The organism is Phytohabitans sp. LJ34 (assembly GCF_052068095.1).
Taxonomy (GTDB): Bacteria; Actinomycetota; Actinomycetes; order Mycobacteriales; family Micromonosporaceae; genus Phytohabitans.
Window position 1 is genome coordinate 93,361 of record NZ_JBQHDG010000023.1, and the last position, 16,294, is coordinate 109,654.

General features: G+C 70.2%; 10 protein-coding genes and 1 pseudogene. 3 read left to right on the plus strand and 8 right to left on the minus strand.

Annotation, left to right across the window (positions count from 1 at the left end; genetic code table 11):
* Nucleotides 1-43: 43 nt before the first annotated feature.
* From ACTMTJ_RS34675 to ACTMTJ_RS34685, 3 genes are read left to right on the plus strand one after another with little or no spacing between them, the layout of a single operon-like run.
* Nucleotides 44-712 (plus strand): hypothetical protein, encoded by a 669-nt coding sequence (locus ACTMTJ_RS34675; protein WP_441222903.1) that lies wholly within the window; start codon nucleotides 44-46, stop codon nucleotides 710-712.
* On the plus strand, nucleotides 709-1,929 hold the full coding sequence (locus ACTMTJ_RS34680; protein WP_441222904.1) for an AfsR/SARP family transcriptional regulator: 1,221 nt from the start codon (nucleotides 709-711) through the stop codon (nucleotides 1,927-1,929). Before ACTMTJ_RS34675 ends, ACTMTJ_RS34680 begins: the two co-directional genes overlap by 4 nt.
* 26 nt (nucleotides 1,930-1,955) lie before the next feature.
* Nucleotides 1,956-4,958 (plus strand): BTAD domain-containing putative transcriptional regulator, encoded by a 3,003-nt coding sequence (locus ACTMTJ_RS34685; RefSeq protein WP_441222905.1) that lies wholly within the window; start codon nucleotides 1,956-1,958, stop codon nucleotides 4,956-4,958.
* 300 nt (nucleotides 4,959-5,258) lie between these two features.
* Here the strand turns inward: ACTMTJ_RS34685 and ACTMTJ_RS34690 are convergent, their stop codons facing one another.
* The 8 genes and pseudogenes from ACTMTJ_RS34690 to ACTMTJ_RS34725 all read right to left on the minus strand — a co-directional run bounded on the left by ACTMTJ_RS34690 (nucleotide 5,259) and on the right by ACTMTJ_RS34725 (nucleotide 16,066).
* Nucleotides 5,259-7,454, minus strand: a complete 2,196-nt coding sequence (locus ACTMTJ_RS34690) for a hypothetical protein (protein ID WP_441222906.1) — start codon at nucleotides 7,452-7,454, stop codon at nucleotides 5,259-5,261.
* Nucleotides 7,455-8,465: 1,011 nt separating this feature from the next.
* On the minus strand, nucleotides 8,466-9,278 hold the full coding sequence (locus ACTMTJ_RS34695) for a hypothetical protein (protein ID WP_441222907.1): 813 nt from the start codon (nucleotides 9,276-9,278) through the stop codon (nucleotides 8,466-8,468).
* A gap of 715 nt (nucleotides 9,279-9,993) precedes the next feature.
* On the minus strand, nucleotides 9,994-10,437 hold the full coding sequence (locus tag ACTMTJ_RS34700; RefSeq protein WP_441222908.1) for a hypothetical protein: 444 nt from the start codon (nucleotides 10,435-10,437) through the stop codon (nucleotides 9,994-9,996).
* 224 nt (nucleotides 10,438-10,661) lie between these two features.
* The gene (locus ACTMTJ_RS34705; protein ID WP_441222909.1) at nucleotides 10,662-11,759 is read right to left on the minus strand and encodes a hypothetical protein; all 1,098 of its coding nucleotides are present in this window, start codon (nucleotides 11,757-11,759) and stop codon (nucleotides 10,662-10,664) included.
* A gap of 144 nt (nucleotides 11,760-11,903) precedes the next feature.
* Nucleotides 11,904-12,008: pseudogene (locus ACTMTJ_RS34710) on the minus strand (hypothetical protein); the annotation flags it as partial.
* A 448-nt stretch (nucleotides 12,009-12,456) separates the two neighbouring features.
* Complete coding sequence (locus ACTMTJ_RS34715; protein WP_441222910.1) at nucleotides 12,457-13,017, minus strand: hypothetical protein; 561 nt, start codon at nucleotides 13,015-13,017, stop codon at nucleotides 12,457-12,459.
* Between the two features lie 175 nt (nucleotides 13,018-13,192).
* Entirely contained in the window at nucleotides 13,193-14,197 is a 1,005-nt protein-coding gene (locus ACTMTJ_RS34720; protein WP_441222911.1) for a DUF4192 domain-containing protein, read from the minus strand.
* Nucleotides 14,198-14,734: 537 nt separating this feature from the next.
* The gene (locus tag ACTMTJ_RS34725; protein WP_441222912.1) at nucleotides 14,735-16,066 is read right to left on the minus strand and encodes a hypothetical protein; all 1,332 of its coding nucleotides are present in this window, start codon (nucleotides 16,064-16,066) and stop codon (nucleotides 14,735-14,737) included.
* Nucleotides 16,067-16,294: the final 228 nt, after the last annotated feature.

Genomic DNA, 16,294 nt, shown 5'->3' on the forward strand with positions numbered 1-16,294 from the left:
TGGGTTATTGATGGTCAAACGGTTGTGGAGTGGCTTTTGGGCCGTGGTGATGCTCGTCGGCGTCCCGGTGGTGCTGGTCCGCACGGTCGGCAACCCGTTACCACGTCGTGGTGACCTGCCCGGGCTGATCCAGCAGCCGTTGACCGAACAGAACATCTACGCCGCGATCGCGGTGGCGGCGTGGCTGATCTGGGCCGGTGTGCTGTATGCGGCGATCGCCACGATCGGGCAGGCCGTCCGCCGGTCGGTCACGTGGCTGCGTCGCCTGCCACGGCTGCCGCTGCCCACACCGCTGCAAGGGTTGGCGGGTGGGATGCTGGGCGCAGTCGCGGTAACCGCTACCCCGACCAGCGCGCCAGCGACCCCACCAGCCACCGCCGCATCCAATGTAGACAATGCCGGTCGCGTGTGGGCGCCGGTCGTTGACGGTGAACGGCAGGCGGGCGTGTCCGGTGGGGTGGAGCTGGCTGATGGCGGCTGGCTACCTGCCCCGCTGGCGCAGTCGGTCCAGGCGGCCGCGGCAGCGGTGTGGTGGCGCCGCCGCCGCCACTACGACCCGACCCTGCCCGCGCATCGGGCCGGCGAAGACCTCAATCCGCTGCCGCGGACGGCCCACGCCGTGCAGGCCGCACTCGCCGATACCCCGCCGGCCACCGACACCTATCTGCCGGCGGCCTGGTCCACGACCTACCCGCCGGCGGGGTCGGATTGACCGGACCCGGCGCCGCCGCGGCCGCCCGCGGCGTGCTGGTCGCGCTGCTGCTGTCCCATTCCGGTGACCGTCCCCGCGTGGTCACCACAGGGGACGACCTGGACACTCTGCTTGACCGCCCGACGTCCTGGCCGCAGCTGCCCGGTTTGCGGGTGGCGAACAGTCTGGCCGATGCCTGCGCTGTCCTGGACGCCATGGTGGTCGATCATCCGGGCCGGCCGGTCACCATCATCACCGCCGCGCCCGACGATGGGCTGGTGCGCCGGCTGGCGGCGCTGCTCACCCTCGGCGCCGGGCAGGGCCTGTCCGGGGTGATCGTCGGAGCATGGCCGCACCGCACCACCTGGCAGGTCGAGGACGACGGCCGGGTGGACGGCGCGCCCGGCCGGCTGACCACGTTGACCGCTGCCGCCGCCCTCGACCTGCTCACCCTCACCGCGCTGCGCACCGCCGAGCATCCGACCGCTCAGCACCCGGCCGGGCCGGCGCCACCGGTCAGCCCGACCGTCACCGGCCCCGCCGAAAACGTGCGGCTGCGTCTGAGCCTGCTGGGCCAGGTCACCGTCACCGCCGGCCAGGGCCCGGTGGCTGTTCGCCGGACCGCGGCCACCCAGATCCTGGTGTTCCTCGCCCTGCACCCGGCCGGTGCCACCACCGCCGAGTTGTGCGAGGCGCTGTGGCCGCAGCTGCGCCCGCACACCGCCGCCGGCCGCTTCTACACCACGGTCAGCGAACTGCGTAGCGTCCTACGCACCGCGACCGGCGGCCGTGAGGTCATCACCCACACCGGCGACCGCTACCAGATCGACCACCACCTGGTCGACACCGACGTCGACCGGCTGCTGACCGCCGGCCGGCAGGCCACCACCGCAACCGACCGCAAAGTTCGGGAGGCGGCCCTGCGGGACGTGATCGACCTGTACCGCGGTGAGCTCGCCGCCGGACGCACCTGGCCGTGGCTGGCCCCGCTACGTGAACACGTCCGCCGCGAAGTGATCAACGCCCATGCGCGGCTCGCCGCCGACCTCCCCGACCAGGCCGCCCGGCTGTGGCGCGATGCCGCCCGCATCGACCCGGTCAACGAATACCTGCACCACCACGCCGTCCACGCGTTGATCGCCTCCGGCGACCACCACGCCGCCCGCCTACTGAGCGACGACCACGCCCGGCACCTCGCCGCCGCCAACCTCGAAAAGGCCTCTGACCAGGCCGTGTGAGGTCGTGTGAGATGCGTGTGAGGTTTGTGTCAGGTCGCCACACGCCCGAAAGCCTTGCCGCCACAGCCGATACGCCCCACCGTCGAAGACATCCAACCGGGGATACCCGAAGCGACAAAGGGGGCGGGATGCGACCGCGGGCACCGATCGACTTCTGGAGCGCGCTGCTGCTGATCGGCCTCCCGGTCGGGCTGGTGCGGCTAACCGGCTGGCCGCTGCCTGCCGCACCGAGCCGGGCCGATCTCGCGGCCTGGGTTGCCGAGCCGCTGACCTACGGATCGATCACCGCCACGATGGTGATCCTGGCCTGGCTGACCTGGCTGATCCTGCTGGGCATAGCGATTGTCGAGGTGTGCCGGTGGCTGGCCCGGCGACGCCGGCTACCGCGGCTGCACATCCCGCAACCCGCGCAAATGCTCACCGCAACCCTCGTCGGGACCGCCGCGGTCAGCTCCACCGCTGGCGCCGCCACGGTCGCGGACACCGGCGGGCCCGCCGTCACCGCCGACGAAGGCAACCACACCCGAACCGTCGCCGCCACACCACCGTCGGTGCAGCCGGCACCGGCGACTGTCCACGTCGGATCGACAAGCTATCGGTACGTGGTCAAGCCGGGGGACACCCTGTCCAAGATCTCCCGCGACTGGCTCGGCACGCCGGGACGGTGGCCGCAGATCTGCCGCCTGAACCACCACCGCCATTTCCCGACCGTGGGCGGCACCCTGCGCGACTGCGACCTGATCTATCCCGGCTGGGACCTGCGCCTGCCCACCGATGCCCGACCGCCCGCCGATGCCACCCCGGTGCGTCCCGCCCCACCGGCTAGGCCCGCACCGAAGCAAAACCCAGCGCCGCCGGACCCCGACGGCGTCGTCGAACCTCACCCATCACCTGCTCGGACAACACCATCCAGCCCGAACACCGCAGGCCCAGCGGCGCCCCAGACCGCGGGCGACTGCCCGCAGCACCGATCCGACAACGACAACGGCGTCGCGATACCCAATGGCTGGCTCACCACCGGGCTCGCCGCCGCGCTCGTCGCCGCGGCGGCCGGGGTTTGGCTGCGCCGCCGGCATCGCTACGACCCCCGCACCACACCGGACCCAGCAGCCGATCCCAGCCTGCAACCGTTGCCGGCCACTGTCACCCGGCTACGCCGCGAGGTCCGCCGCCAGTCCCCGCACCTGCTGCAAGCCCCGGACCCCGGCCCAACCGTGCGGGAATACGTCCAGATGGATCCCAAGCCCGCACTGCCGGAACCCGGTCCGCACGGATCGCAGCTAGCCGGCTGGGGGCCACTACCAGCAGGCGGACTGGGCCTTGCCGGACCCGGTGCCGCCGGCGCGGCCCGCGCCATGCTCGTGGCTACCCTGTCGGCCGGGCACGCGTACGACCCGGACGCCGAGGCAACCGTTGTCGTGCCGGCCAGCGTCCTGGCCGACCTGGCCGGCGATCCCGCCGTTGTCGACCTGGCCGGATCGATCCCGCGCTTGATCATCACCCCCGGCCTGAGCGAGGCGGTGACCCACTTACACCGGGAAAACCTGGACCGCGCCTGGATTCTGGACCAGCACGACGTACACACGGTGACGGAGCTACGCACCCGGTTCCCCGGCCACGAACCATTGCCCCCCGTGCTGCTGATCGCCGACATACCGGAACCGGCCACACGGACCCGCCTGTCGACCATCCTGGAAATGTCCGACACCGTGGGCATCGGCGCGGTCCTGCTCGGCGACTGGCCCGCCGGAACCACCGTGCAAGTCGACCCGGACGGAAGCACCACCGGCGGCGACGGCCAGCGGCTGTCCACCCTGGACCAGACAACCATGATGGAGAGCCTCGCGCTGCTGCGCGAAGCGCACACCGGCGAGCCGGCCACCGCCACGCAGAAGCCGTCCACCCCCCACACCGACACCTCCCGCACGCCTCACCCGGCGGCACCAACCGCATCGACATCAACCGCATCGACACCGGCGCCGCACGACCAAGCCCTCGCCGCCGATGAACCGGGCAGCAAACCCGAGAAACAGGTCGCCGCCACCAGCACGAGCACCAGCGGGCCTTCCCGGAAGACAGCCACGGTGACGGAGGCCAGATCGCCCGCGCCCCACGCCGCCGACCGCGACGGCCCAGACCTCCCGGGCGGGGCCAAGATCCGGGTTTCGGTCCAGGTCCTCGGACGGGTCGCCATCATCAAACCGGACGGCACAGAAGTAACCGGGCTGCGCCGCAAAGCCGCCGAACTGCTGCTCTACCTCGCCACGCACCGCGGCGGAGCCGCCATCGACGACATCAAGGAGGCGCTGTGGCCGGACGCACCCATGAGCCGCGCCAAAGAACGCCTCGCCACCGACGTCGCCAACCTCCGCGCCAGCCTGCGCGCCGGCGCCGGCATCACCCCGCAGCAGGAGGAGCCGAATCCCGCCGGGACCGGACAGCGCAAGCCCGCACGCGGTGGGCGCAAACCCGCCGGGCCGGAGTTCGTGATCAACCCAGGAGGCCGCTACATCCTGGCCCCGGATCTGGTCGACATCGACTGGTGGCGGGTATGCGACGCCGTCGCCGAGGCACGCACCGCCGCCGACACGCCGGCTCGACGGGCCGCGCTCGAACGAGCCGTCGGCGGGTTCGGCGGCCTGCTGTACGACGCGGACGGAACCTATGAATGGGCCAACGTCGACGTGGAGATCAGCCGCCGTCACGGCGTCACCGCCCACGCCCAACTCGCGGACCTGGTCGGCCCGCAGCAACCGGAACGGGCAGCCCGCTACCTGCAGACCGCTGCGGACCTGGACCCGATCAACGAGGAACTGGCCGTCGCGGCAATGCGCGCCCACGCCGCCACCGCAGACATCAACGCCATCCGAGCCCGGTTCAGCCGGCTGTCCCGTGCCCTGCTCGACACGGGTCAGGAACCGGCCGAGGAAACCGCCGCGCTCGCCGCACAACTTTGCCGCGACGTGGCGGTCCGCGAACCACGGCCGGCCCCCGAGGAGCCGCCCCGCGGCGACGACCTCCACCGCTGAAAACGTGCTGTCCGAGTTGACCAAGCGCGGGAGGAAGCACATGGCAAGCAAGTCGTCACCCGCGACTTCGTGTACATAAGCCGTATAAGGGTCAGCGTTGGACAAAAAAGGGGTGGTCGAGCGTTCAGGGCGGGGCGCGCCCTGCAACGCCCGGCGCCGCAGACCCGCGCCCGTCGACAGTGGACCTGACGCACCCCGTGCGGGGACGAACACCGTCGATGGGCGCGGGCCTGGACTGGGCGGCAGGTGCCGGGAGCGTCAACGCTCAGACCGCACCGGACACTCGAGGAACCGAGATGGTCAGCCGCTGCCGGCGTCGAGGCGCAGCCGAGCGCGTTCCAGCGCGATCAGGACGCGGATGGGTGCCTGCCAGCTGTCGTCGCCCAGGACAGCGACGGCCTGCCCGTTGACAAGGGCATGCAGGGCCGGGATCTGTTCGGCGTAGGCGCCGCCGAGTGTCTGTAGATCGGCACAGGCGCGCATGGTCGCCTCGCGCATCTTCTTGGTCCAGGGGCCGGGCCGGTTCCAGTGTTGGCGTTGGCGGCCATAGATCGGTCCTTCACAGAGGTTGTAGCCCAGCCAAACGACTGGCGCCGCGACACCCGCGGCCTCAGCGAGCAGGGCGACCTTGTCGTAGTCCCACGCCCGGCCGCCGGCGCCCCACCTGCGTCGGTAGCCGGCCGCGCGTGGTTTGGTTAGGGTGCGCCAGACTTCGGGATGGACGGCGGTGGAGTCGACGAGATCCCTTTCGCTGGTAAAACCTTTGGCGACCAACGCCTGCGGGAGCTGGTCGCGCAGTAGCTGGGCCAGTTCCCGACGGCTGACCGGGGCCGCGGAATCCTCTACGGCAGGCCCCCGATCGCCGCGCGCGACTTCTGCTGGTGCTTCGACCGGGTCCGCCAACGCTCCGGCGTCAGCGAGGTAGCTGAGCAGGAGCCCGGCGAACTCGCTGAGCAGGTTCTCGAACCCGCGGGACCGGTCCCCGTAATCAAGGATCGGTGTCCACCGGCCGCCGCCGCGGTGCCCGACCCGGTGTGCGGCTTCGTGGATCAACGTGGTCAGCGTCTGGTAGCGGTCGGCGAGCGCGTCAAGGTGGACGGCCACGTCACCGGTGCGCAGGCTGTAGAACCCCAACGAACACGGGGATTGCTCGCTGGCCGAGTACACCCGGACCCGGTCCAGCGCGAACGCGCCGATCGCTGCCCGGACCAGCTGCCGCGACTGCTGTAGGAGGGTGCGTTGGGCGGGCGTGAGGTCACGGTCGGCGACCCAGGTGGTCTTGTCCCGGGTCTTTTCGTAGTGGCGTTGTCGGCTCGTTCGGGCGATTTCGACACCGAGCAGGTCCATGAAAACTCGCTGCCGGTGGGCCGGCAACCCGCGGGCGGTTACCTCGGTAAAGCCTTTGTCGCGCAAGTCGAGCGCGGCCTCTTCGTGGCCGGTGCCGGCGTAGAAGGCCCTGTCCGGCATATGGGTGCGGGCCCAGGTCCGCCACGCGGCGCGTACCCGGGGGCGGGTGACGTGGTCGAAGAACTCTTCGGGTTCGCGCAGGCCGTTGCCGTCTAGCACGTGCCGGGCGAACCGGCCGATCACCGTGAGGTCTTGGCAGGCGGCGAGGATGCCGCGTACCGCGTCACGCAGGCTGTCCGCCTCGATGACGGTCCGGTCCCGGTTCTGCATGTCCTTGTCCGTCAGGGGCAGGTCGTAGGAGGCGATCAGATCGGGGACGGTGTTGACAAGCACGCCACCGATCCAGACCCGGCCGGGGTCGCCGGTCAGCACGCAGGCCCCGGGCTGCGCGGGTGGGGTGTAGTCCGGCTCGGTCAAGGCCCGGAACCGGCCGATGGCCTCGACGGCGAGGTCGTGCGGGCATTCGATGGTGACGGTGGTGCCCCGGGTGCGGGTGTTGCCGTACACCCGGTAGACGAGCTTTTGCGCACCTTGCTGCGTTCGGGATGGGAGTTGACCGTCCAGCAGGCGTCCACGCTGGACAGTGGGGACGAGGCCGTAGCCGACGGTGTCGATCCGGATCGCACCGATGCCGGGGCTGCGGGCCAGCACCAGGCAGGCGACCTTCTTGCCTTCACCGAACTGGCCGATCTGCCGCTCGGTCTTGTCCGATTCCCCGAGGATGAGTCCTTCCTCGGGGATGCCGGGACCGTCGTCGGTGATGGTCAGCACGCCGTCGGCCCACGCGACGCACGGTCGCGGGTCTTCGTCGAGCGCGTTGGCGATGAGCTCCGCGATGGCACGAACCGCTGTCCAAGACTTCGCATAGCTGGGTGAGATGAGGTACGTGAGTTCACCCAAGCTCGGCAGATGCGATCCCGGTGCGGTGGGCGCCACACCGGGGGCCGCATGGGTTAGGCCTTCAATGATGCGGCTGGCGTGGCAGAGAGCCGGGCAGCCGTCCTGGTCGCCAGTGTCCGGCGGGGCCGGCTGTCCGGAGTGCAGACACCAGTCGCCGATGTCGTTGGCGTGTTCGTTGTAGATCAGCACGATCGCTCCCTTCCAGAGGGCGCGGTAGAAAGTTCGGGCGCAGTGTCGGGATCGCCGCCGGTACGCGCGTCAGCTGCGGGCTCGAGGACGACTGCGCGCCGCGACCGGGGGCTTGGACTGGCGGCAGGGCTGACGGCGAACGCTGAACGTTGGCTGGTCCGCTCATAGGGTGGCGCCGTGTTACATGGCGCGGCCCTTGCCGCGGACGCCGGTCTGGTCCTGATTGGACCCGTGTCGCCGGCTTCAGAACCGGCGCGGCACAAGGTTGGCAACCGCTGCTATGGGTGGCATCGGCGGCGGTCGTGGCGCATGGGGCACGGCTGGTGAGTGGTGGGTCTAACGCCGCTGGCGTGGTCACTTGGGCGTTGTCAGCTGGCTACCTGGTCAGCCCCGCCCGCGCGCTGTTTGTGGCGGACCCGCCACGTTCCGCTGTCCGCGATCCATTGTCGGGCGGGATCTGTCCGCTGCGCGAACGTCTGCACCGGGACGGGGCGGGCTGTTTCGGCAAGGCGGCTGAGCACCATCTCGGCAATGGCACGGAGCGCGGCGGCGGCGATTGACCAATTCGGACGGCCAATGGGCAGCGGGTTTGGGATCCACCCACCCCGTCGGGGTGAGGTCGCTATCGGTGACGCTCTGACTGCCGCTCTGGGGCGCTTGCGCGCCGGCAGCGCGTGTCAGATGCCACCGACCACGGTGCGCGCCGGAGCGTGCCGACGACCATGGCGCCCGATCTCGTCGGCAGACGATCACGCGCGCGCGGTGGACCGTGCCAACCGATCCGAAGGAGTGGCGCTCCATCGGTTGCCCGAGTGGCGCTCGGGCGCGTTGCCCTAAACAGCGGGCAGAGCGTTGTCGCGTGCACGGGCTCGCTCTACCGACGCGGGTGAGCGGTGAGGTGGCCGGCGACGGCCTTGACGGCATTGGATGCTTCGCAGTGGTTCATGACGGTGCTGCTGTGCCGGCGGTCGGGGGTCCGGCAAGCGCGGGTAATGATGGTTCTGCCGTGCGTTACTGGACGTCGCTGTAGTCGCCGTAGTCGTGTGGGTGTTCGTCCGGCGGTTGATCGTCATTCCGATTGCGGCCGCCAGCGGCGAAGGCCGCGATGTGGGCGGGCACGGTGCGGGCGTCGGGCCAGTTGTCGGCGAGCCAACCGGCCAGCAGCTTGGTCGATTCGGCGGCAAAAGGGTGGTCTGCGCCGGGCGCCGCGTCGCTGGTGGTGAACGCCTGGTGGGCGGCGGCGAGGGCCGTCCAGATCGCGTCGAGGGCGTCCTGGGCCGCACGCGCGAATCGTGCCCGTCGGGTTTCCACCTCGTCGATGACCGCGATGGTCAGCTGGACCAGCGGGTCGATCGTCCACGTGTGGGGGACGGTGACTGCCCAGGCATTTTCGCCGTCTGGTCCGATGCGGCAATCGGCGAGGTCGGCGACCGCGTGCCGCAGGTCCCGCGTCTGGTACCAGCCGGGTCTGACAACCGCCGACCAGCGTGGGACGCCGTCCCGGTCTGGCGCCTGACGGCCGCCGTAGAGTACGACGCCGCCGTCGGTGCGTTCCACGACCGCGTCGTGGCCGCGCTCGCGTAGTGCGTCCGCCAGCGCCCGCAGGTCGATGCGGCCAGCAAATCGGCCCTTGTTGAACGCGTCCCGCAGTCGGGGCAGCAGCCCTGCATCGAGGTGTTCGGGCAGGTTCAGGTCCTGCCGGCGGCGGGAGATGGTCCACAACTCGTCGTCGGTGGCCGGTGGGCTGCCGTTGATGGCGCTGGCTCGGCCCCAGGCGGTGATGATGTCGAGGTGTTCGAGCCAGGCGGCGTCGTCGCGGTTCATGCGGTGGTCCTCCAAACATGCTCTGCGCCGGGCGCGCCGCACGCGGCCAGCTCCTGCCGCGGCACACGCCGCGGGCAGCCAACGGCTGTTCGGCGTGTGACGCGCACGGATCCAAGGGGGTAAGGGGTGGTGGTGCTGCGCTCGCGGTCGGCGGCGCCAGCAATGTGAGGTCAGCGGGCGTCGCTGCCGCTCGACCGGCACGCTACGAATACGTGCGCTCCCCGCCCACGTCGCCCAGCCGGCACGAGATCGAGCAAGCGGTCCGGGCAGGCAAACCTGCTAGGTGAACCGGCCGCAGGTGCGTGGTCGGTGGCGAGAGCGGCGAGCCGGGTGCCGTGATGGCCTGCCCAGCGGCGCGGGGGCCAGTGTAGAGCTGTCCGGCGGGACGTTCACACGGCTCGGGTCGTTTCCGGGCGCCACTAACGATGATGAGCTGGTCTGGTGCCGGCGTTGTGCTCAGTGGCGGTGTCCGTGTTGGTTCGAGGTGTTCGGCGATGGTCCAGGTCAGCCATAGCCTGCCGGGTAACGGGCGACCGTTGGCATAGGTGACCGGCAGCCCGCGTCCTTGTATTTGTGCGGTGATGGACGGCGCCCAGGTGGGCCGAAGCAGGAAATTGGCGATGCGTCGCTGCTGCCCTTCGCCGTCGACGTGGACCAGGCTGGCCGTGGCGCCGACGCGATGATTCACGCCAGCGGCGGTCCGCTGGTGGACGGATTACTGGTGATCGGCTTGGCGTGCGAGGGTTCGGCGGCGTTGGCGGGCGATCAGGTCAGCGGTGTCTTGTAGCAGGGTCGGGTGCAGGTGTGCGACGTCGTGTCGGGCTTGGGTGTGCGCGCTGTGGTGTCCGATCGGCGGTAGGCGGGTGGCGGGGTGTTCGGGTCGGCCGGTGGCCAGGGACAGCAGCCGGTGGGCGTAAGCGTTGGCCCACGCCGATAGGTAGGTGCGCCGCCAGGCGCGCCGCAGGTTCCGCCGTTCGGCCGGGGTGTGGTCCGGGTCGGGTTGGTCGCGTAGCCACCGTCCGTACCGCAATGTCGCCGCCAGTGAGGCCGCTTCCAGCGTCTCGGCGAGATCGTGGATCGTGGCGGCGAGATGCTCGACGAGCGGACGCGTGCCCCAGACCTGCAGCCGGTGCCCGCTGCGGCCAGCGGTGGTGTGCACGGTGCAGCCGGTCGTGGTGACGATTTCGGCTAGACAGGCGACCCGGAGCCGGCCCAGACGGGCCCGGTCGCTGACCCGGTAGGTGAAGCCTGCCCATTTCCGGTCGCCCTGGACAGCCGGGGCTGCTCCGCCGCGCCGGCCGTCGACGGCTCTGGCGAGGGCGAGGCTTGACCGACGTGCGGAATACACAGTCCGGGGTGGTTGGCCTGCCGGCGGTTGGGGGGTCATCGTGGGCAGTCGTCGGCCGGTGGTCGGTCGGGATCTGGGTTCGGCTCCGGTTCGGGTGGCCAGGTGAACTCCTCGCACGGGAACATGGCACCCGGTAGGTCGGCCAGGTGGGGGTGGACGCGGCGGTATTGGCTGCGGGGGATCCGGCCCAGCAGCAGCGCGTCACCGACCGCGATCCGCGGAGTGATGGTGTGCGGGATGTGTTCCAGGCGCAGCGGACGCGGCAGGACGCCGCTGTCGGCCAGGAGGTGTCCGATGTAGATGGTGGAGCGGAAACGGGCGACGGCCGCGGTGAGCGGGTCGATGTCGACGCCGTCGACGCTGGCCAGGATCCGCCGCGCCGCCTCGACCGGCGACCGGGCTGGGCCGCCGATGACCGGTGGCCGGCCACTTGTCGAGCGGCTGCTGAGGGTGCCGGTGGTCCACCATTGCCACAGGTAGTCGATGGCCCGGATCAGGAAGTGGCCGGTGCCGCAGGCCGGGTCGATGGTGCGCACGAGGTGTTCGTCGCGGAAGCTGTCGACGGCGGGGATAAGGCTCAGGTCCAGGATCAGGTCGGCGACCCAGGACGGAGTTTGGACCAGGGCATTGCCGGCGCGCAGGTGGTCGTGCAGGACTGGGAGCAGGTCACCGACCGGCCAGCCGCTGATCGATCCGGGTGTGGTGTCGGTGGCCGGGTAGGCCAGGCTGGGCGCCTGGTTGGCCCACCAGTCGATCAGGCGGGTGCACGCCGCTGGGCTGGGCAGGCCGGCCCACAGGGCCGGCTGGTAGGCGGGATGGATCAGCCATTGGGTGCCGGGGTGAACGGCCAGTTGCTCGAAGGCGCGGCCGAGCCAGAGCGCGCCGCTGGCCGGGGTGCGGACCAGGCCGGTGGGGGAACGGCGTAACAGCGGCCGCACCAGGTCGTGGTCCTCGGCCCAGACGACTACGCAGGAGGTGTAGACCCAGGCGGCGGCGACCGCCCGCCGCGCGTCGTCGATCGCCGAGGCGACGCAGGTGCTGTTGGGTTTGAGTGAGACCGTCGCGGCGAGCGCGTCGACCTGCTGTTGCAGCTGTCGCCGGAAGGCCCGGTCCATTGCCGGGTTCACAGTCATGGCTACTCCTGTCGAAGAACATGCGAAACGCCACCCGGTCTAGGTGGCACCAAATGGGAGCGGTCCCCGCCCTGACCGCCCCGCCGGGCGCGATTGCGGCGGGCGTCGGAGGGCTTGTGGCGGTAAGCGTGAACGACCCTGGATCTACTGACCGGTGCGCAGGGTGAGCGCTTCAGCGACGTGGTCGCGTTCTGGCTGGTCCCGGCCGTGGATGTCCGCCATGGTCCAGGCCAGCAGCAGGACGCGTGTCGCCCCCCGGTGCGGTCAGGACGTCGTCCACCGCGGCCGCCAACGGCGCCAGTTCGGTGCGCCGCTGACGGGTCATGCTGGCCTGCACCGCTTCGATGGGCGCCTCCCGGTTGCAGGTGACCGTTGGGTCTGCCAGCGTGGCGTCGTCCGGGCCCGCGCGACGCGGGCGGCGACCGTGGCGGTCGATTCGCCCGCGGTGGGCAGCTGCTGCGGTGGCAGGCTGACCTGGATGGCTACCCGGTCCAGCAGCGGGTTCAGGCGGGCCAGGTAGCGGCGGCGGCGTACAGGTACAGGCGTCGGGGTCCGGGCACGGGCAAGTGTGGCTGGCCAAACCCCGGCGCCAACCGATGCGGACCTACGGCAAACGAAGCGTTCACATTGACGTGCATTCGATGCGCCGGTGACGTCCACAGTGGAGCTCCAAGGATTGGCGGGCCGACCGTCCTGGTCAGGGCGTCGACCTGACTTGACCAGCAGGTCGGCCTGCCTTTGCGGCTGCGGGCTTCTCGTGCCAGGGCAGCAGCGTGGCCAGGGTCCGTTTGTCCCGGATCAGTGGCGCGAGTCGGCGAGCCTGAAGCAGCAGGTTCGCGGCGACCAGGTCCGCGTGCGGTCGGGCAAGGCTGAAGCCCATGGCTTCACGCAGCCAGAGCGTTGCTTCGGTCCAGGAGTAGAAGCGGGTGTCGCAGCCGGGATTGACGGGGGGTGGGAAGCCGCCGGGCCCTTGCTGGCCAATCGACCAGAGCCGGACGATCTCCCGCGATCGGCCGATCCGAGCGCCGATGTCGGCAAGGGTGACCCAGTCGTCAGCACAGACTCGAACCGGGACGAGGTCAAGGGATTCCAGGTCGTTGATGGCGGACACGATGGCCGCGGCGAAGGTGTCGGCTGTGCGCGCCACCGATACGGCTTGCTGGCTAGCTGTTATGTCCGGGCAGACGGCCGCGATGGCGTCTGCCTGCGACCGCTCTACCGGACGGCCGAGGATCAGGCCAAAGCGGTACAGCGCCATCGAGACTCCCTTCCACCGAGGCGAGCGCCTAGCGATCAGATGTGAGAACGCCTGGCTGGCCAGTTCCGAAGGCCCCGGCCGTCCGGCCGCGACGCCACTGTGGACAGTGTTGTCGTGGGGCGTCGTGCGTGCCCGGCCTCAGCCAGGCCGCTAGGGCTCGCCGGTATGATCAATGTCAGTCGGGGTCGCTACCGCTTTCGTCGTCCCAGTCGCCGGGCGGCAGGCCGCTACGCAGGAGTTCGTGCAGGGCGTGGGCGAACGGGTAGCGGGGATCGGCGGTGAGCGCGCGGTTGATCGCGACATTTGCTAGGGCGCCGTTGCCGAGCCGCCAGGCGGTGAACGCCAAGAGGCTGGCCGGTGCGGGCACCAGTGGGGTCGGTGCGCGGCGGGTCAGGTCGATCCACATGCGCAGATGTTCCGGGGTCGGGCGGATGTGCTCCCACGCGTGCTCGCGTACTCGCGGGTGGTGCAGCAGCAGCAGGAGCCGCGCGGCGTCGTGATCGTTTAGCCGGTCGCCGTGTTCGTATTGGCTGATCGCCTCGTTGGCGGTCTGGCGGCCCCACTGCTGTATGACCTCGTCGGCGGCGGCGATCCAGGATCGCGCAGGCGTGGGTTCGTCGTTCTCGGTCATGCGGTGCTTGACCGTTTCGGCGAGCCGGATGCTCATCTGGTCGTGGACGTCGTCGACCACCTGAGCCATGGCGTGGCGGGCGGCTTCATCCAGGGGTTCCAGTTGGGCGGCGAGGGTGGCCCGGTTCGGTAGGGCCACGAGGCCGGCGACGGTGGCGTGCGCGGCCATGACGCTGTCGTCGATGGTGAGGCGGCCGCCGTGCCGCGGCGGCGCGTCAGGCTGGTCCGGTTGGTAGATGAAGAACTGGTTGCCGGCAACGCGGAGCAGATCAGCGACCGGCAAGCCGATCGAGGTGATGGTCGAGGCCGCCTGGACCAGTACCGGGTCGGCTTGTTCCGCTGTCCCGTATCCGACGGCGATCACGCTGGTCAGGCCCTGCCGGCCGATCACCCGGGTGACGTCGTCGACAAGATTCTGAATGTCGGAGGCGGTGCTGCCGGCGGGGGGAAGGTCAGCGCGTACGGCAAACACAACCTTCATGCCGCGAACGCCAAGGCACACCAGGCTGGCCTTTGGGGTGAAGCCGACCAGATACGGCACGATGGCCAACAGGTCGGCGCAGGTGCGGGCCGGTGGAAGCTGAGACTCCAGCTCCGGCCGAAAGTTGTCACTGGACATGTACGCTCCCTGTTGAGGGCTGGATGGGCTTGTGCTGGCGAAGGCCGCTCAGAATGAGCGGCGCGGGTTCAACGGAGGAGCTCCACACGGGCGTGTCCACAACGGACGCCGAAGCCGGCTGCGTTGTCGCAGCAGACTCAGCGTGGGATCCGACGATCGGCGCGACAGTGTGCGGTGCAGGAAGCAGGCCGTCACGTGCCGTGGTCGCGTGTTGCCGACCACGCCCGCCCGGAGGCCGGCCGTGGTGGTGACGGGATGCCGGCACGGCTTGCCGGACTGGCGGTGGTGGTGCCCGCGCTGCGCAAGTGCCAGCCGGGGCTAGGCCGTGCTGCCTCGGTGATTTTCCGGCCGGCCGCCGTCGCCAGGTCAAGGCGGTGGCCCACGGTGGCGGCACCGATTGTCGAGACGGCAGCCGTCACGTCGTCGACGCGTTCCCGGCTATTGTTTGCGGTGTCTGTGCGCCAGCGGCTAGTAGACGGCCGGTAGTGTGGCCGCCAGTGCCGCTGTTTTGGTGGCGGTGCGGAACATCGCGACGGCGTTCTCCGGGATGGCGGCTATACCGGTCGCCGCTTCCTGGTCGGTGAACGGCAGTCTCGCGTGTGGACCGACGCGGAACGCGGGAAGGCTGTAGTGCTGGCTGGCGACGACGTTCTCGTCGGCGGTTTCGTAGTCGTCGAATGCGCCTTGGTCGAGTCCGGGCATGGTCGTCTCCCGGTTGCCGGTGCACAGCACGACCAGGTCGTAGCTGCGGCCGTCGATGAGTACCGCGCCGGGCAGGGCGATGGGAAAGGCGCGCCGATTGACCACGGTCAGCAGCCGGCCGGGCTTGAGGTAGCGGCCGATCCCCTGGTATCGGCCGCGGATGGTCTGCTGCCACCGTTCGCAGGTGGTCGGCAGGTCTTCGGCGTACCAGTCGATGCGGTCCACGCTGTCCAAGGCCGCGGCGGCCATCGGCGGTTGCGGCGCGATGCCCAGGAACGACTCGACCGCGCATTTGCCGGCGTCGCCGCCGCCGACAACCGCGACTCGACGCATACCCCGTAGCGGCCACAGGCGGGCCATCCGTTGCATGAACTGTGGGAAGGTGAGAATCGTTGTGCCATTGGCGATGTTCTGGTCGGCCGGGTCACCCACGCCGCGCGCGTCGATGATTCGACCGGCGAACAGCGGACTGCGGTCGGCGATCTCGATCTGCGCCCCGCTGCCGTCCCGGGAAACCGCCAGGACGTTGGCGTTGGTCAACACGTCGGCGAACTGCGCCAGAGCGACCCGGATCACGAACGCCATGTCGGTGTTCGGCTGGTACTCCACCATGGACACGTTCGCGGCTTGGATCAGCCCGCCGGGCAGGAAGTTCAGGGCTGCCCCTTGGTCACCGGCCAACCCCGCGGCGCCGGCACGGTTACGCGAGTTCAAGAAAAACGTCGGCCGTGCGGTCATCGCGAACGTGCCACCGACGCGCTCGTTGCGTTCCAAGACCAACGGTTTCGGGTAGCCGCTCAAGACACGAGTTGCGGCGTAGACAGCGGCGTGGAAGCCGCTGCCGATGATGACCTCACGAGCGATGCTGCTGGAGCTGAGGGTATCCGTCTGACGCGGCTCGTCCGACCAGTAGGCGTCCAGCGCCTGGTCGGCGATATCGCGGCCATACGGGTCCAGGGCGATACCGGTGAGCTTGGCCTGCAACGGGTTGGGGAACTCCGATTCCCGTTCCGTCATCGCCCGCAGGCCCGTCGAGGCGATCGGGTTCTGTACGACGGCGGCGAGAACGGACTCGATCTGCGCGGACGGCTCGAACATGAGGCCCGCATCCTCTCTGCGCTGGCCGGCGCCGCGCCGAGCCGCGCACCACCCAGGGCAAACCCCGGGGTTGGCGCCAGGCAAGATCAACGCGGCCCCGGACGGGGTCAAAGGGTGGGATGGGTGGGCTCGACGGTCAGCTAAACCCGATGGGGTAGTGGATCGTGCCCGGGCGGATGCGCGCGCACAACCGGCGGCCGAGCAGGGTGCCGGGACTGGTTCAGGTGA